General features: G+C 36.4%; 2 protein-coding genes. One reads left to right on the forward strand and one right to left on the reverse strand.

All coding sequences use genetic code 11. The features are described 5' to 3' along the window. Positions 1–2 precede the first annotated feature (2 nt). A complete protein-coding gene (locus tag DBR11_RS26465) occupies positions 3–653 on the forward strand; it encodes an NUDIX domain-containing protein (protein WP_233260921.1) in 651 nt (216 codons plus the stop codon). Between the two features lie 64 nt (positions 654–717). Here DBR11_RS26465 and DBR11_RS26470 read toward each other — a convergent pair whose 3' ends face one another. Next, complete coding sequence (locus DBR11_RS26470) at positions 718–1,086, reverse strand: hypothetical protein (protein WP_108555570.1); 369 nt, start codon at positions 1,084–1,086, stop codon at positions 718–720. Positions 1,087–1,524 lie beyond the last annotated feature (438 nt).

A 1,524-nucleotide genomic window follows, 5' to 3' on the forward strand; every position in this document is an offset into this window, starting at 1 on the left:
GCATTGTATTTGGATTTGATGATGGCCAGCTGAAAATTCTGCTGGTTAAAAGAGGTCTCGAGCCAGAAATCAACAAATGGTGCTTGATGGGGGGATTTGTGGGTGCGGAAGAAACACCAGATGATGCGGCAAACCACGTGCTTAAAAAGCTAACCGGGCTTGAAGGGGTTTACCTGGAACAATTAAGGGTATATGGTGAGCCAAAACGGGATCCGATTGAGCGTACCCTCTCTGTTGGATACTTTGCGTTAATTGATATTCAGAAATACAAAACCCAGCTGATTGACAATTACCAGGCTGAATGGTTCCTGATCAGCGATATGCCAAAACTGATTTTTGACCATAATAAAATGGTTTCAGATGCCAGAAAGGCATTGAGGTATAAAGCCTCCCTCCACCCTATCCTTTTCGAGATGCTGCCTAAGAAATTTACCATTCCTCAGCTGCAAACTTTGTTTGAACAAGTGAATGATACTAAAGTAGATACCGGAAATTTCAGCAGGAAGATCACCTCCACTGGTTTGCTGATCAAACTAGAAGAAAAGGATAAGTCCAGTTCTAAAAAAGGCGCTTATTATTTTAAACTCGACAAGAAGAAATATGCAGCTAATTCCCATACATTCCTGAGTTTAATACCCAGTTTAAAACCATAAGACTTGTATTATTAAAATTCAGGCAATAAAAAAGGGTATCCCTTAATTGGAATGCCCTTTTTTATTAAACGAAACGCTCTTTAGTAACGGTAGGTTCAAATTGTCTGCTCTGCAGCAAATCTTTATAATCCTCTAATAAAGAGATATATTTTTCCATCCAGTAATTAATGCTGTTGGCCTGGATTTCCTTACTTTCCTTACTTCCGGTATGCGAAGGTGGTTTGATGTTTTTCAGACTTTCATGGAAGTCTGCGCTAAAATCGTATTCAATTGCGTTTCCGATGCTGTAGATTACCTCGGAGGGCAATTTTTTCTGCTGAAACCAGTTGTACAACGTTCTCCGGTTGATCTGAAGACGACGTGATAATTCACTAATGTTAATGTTCTGTCTACGCACTGCAAGCTCCACAATCTCCCCAGCATTTGGTATCATAATGTTAAATGTTTAGGACTAATTTACCTTGATAAACAAATAAGTATCACATATTCATCCATCGCAAAAAACAAGGAACGGCAATCTAATCAGTTCAAATTAAATGGAGATGCTTGGTTTAATTTGGCTGATAAAGTAGTTTGTATTACATAACACTCAATAATCATTCAATTTATTAAAAAATGTTAACTGCACACATTCAAATTAACCATATATTCGTTTTACCTCAGTAATTACAAAGATTTTGTGGTTTTAACCACCTTAAATTAAGTAAAAAATGAGTAACCTACTTATCTTTCCAAGACATAAACAACAAACAAATGAGAAAAAATATGCCCTATTTTACTCATAATGAGTAAAATAATACACAATTAACCTTTAAAATCTTTATTTAGATCTCTTGCTTTTTGATGAGCATACCCGTGTAGATTTCCAATA

Source organism: Pedobacter sp. HMWF019 (assembly GCF_003061025.1).
Taxonomy (GTDB): domain Bacteria; phylum Bacteroidota; class Bacteroidia; order Sphingobacteriales; family Sphingobacteriaceae; genus Pedobacter.

Excerpts from the sequence above, each read along its gene's own strand:
- DBR11_RS26470 (WP_108555570.1), bottom strand. The coding sequence starts at position 1,086 with ATGATACCAAATGCTGGGGAGATTGTGGAGCTTGCAGTGCGTAGACAG.